This window comes from Halomonas sp. SIMBA_159, from assembly GCF_046536035.1.
Classification (GTDB): domain Bacteria; phylum Pseudomonadota; class Gammaproteobacteria; order Pseudomonadales; family Halomonadaceae; genus Vreelandella; species Vreelandella venusta_A.
This window is the reverse complement of the sequence record NZ_JAWJBT010000070.1, coordinates 1-613: the sequence shown is the minus strand read 5'-3', so window position 1 is coordinate 613 and position 613 is coordinate 1. Positions and strand designations below refer to the sequence as shown.

The 613-nt window shown below is 49.6% G+C and carries 2 protein-coding genes; both read right to left on the bottom strand.

Going from position 1 to position 613, the window contains the following annotated elements; translation table 11 throughout:
* Positions 1-86: 86 nt before the first annotated feature.
* Positions 87-392 carry a CTX-RstB family phage integration protein gene (locus tag R0J87_RS18375; RefSeq protein WP_161443301.1) on the bottom strand — a complete coding sequence of 102 codons (306 nt, stop codon included), beginning with the start codon at positions 390-392 and terminating at the stop codon, positions 87-89.
* Between the two features lie 18 nt (positions 393-410).
* Positions 411-613: hypothetical protein (locus tag R0J87_RS18370; protein WP_498887966.1), on the bottom strand; the 203-nt coding region annotated here is incomplete at its 5' end.

Below are 613 nucleotides of genomic sequence, written 5' to 3'. Positions count from 1 at the left end.
TCCGTTATAGGGGTGGGCACGGCATACAAAAAACCTTGCTCATTTATCTGTACGCATGTGTCTGTCATGATGCCGCCCCGAATTCGTTACGCCTTGGCGTAGTCAACCACAATGTTGCGAGAAGGATTTTCAGGATCTGCGTCCAGTGACAACTTGAGCTGAGTCGGAAACGTCAGTTCGCCAAACTTCGCAAACAAGCTGGCGTTCTCAGACATGGAAATGGTTTTTTCTTCCAGCCCCAGCTTGTTAATGTTGTTGTCATCGTTGAGGAAAGATTTCGCCGGCACCAAATAATGCACCTGCGCAAAGGCATAGGGCTTTGGCTGGCCGGATTTCTTAGAAATCCCTTTACCCATCGTCACACCCGAAACCAGTACAGTTAATCCAGACATTGTGTTTTCTCCGTTTAGTTACGCCGTCATTAGGCGCTGATAAATTGCATTACGTTGGGACCGCTGACGCAAAGCCAGCAAATCCGCAAGAGGGACTTTGTCAGACGCGTCAGAATCACCCGTAACAGGCGTATTGAGTCGGTCTGGGATTTCATACGGTTCAAGGTGGCTGGTCAGTTGCTTGACCACCTGTTCAGGTGACAGTTCCAGCACCTGACGCA

Bases quoted from the DNA above. Each gene is read 5' to 3' on its own strand.
- R0J87_RS18375 (WP_161443301.1), bottom strand. From the start codon at position 392: ATGTCTGGATTAACTGTACTGGTTTCGGGTGTGACGATGGGTAAAGGG.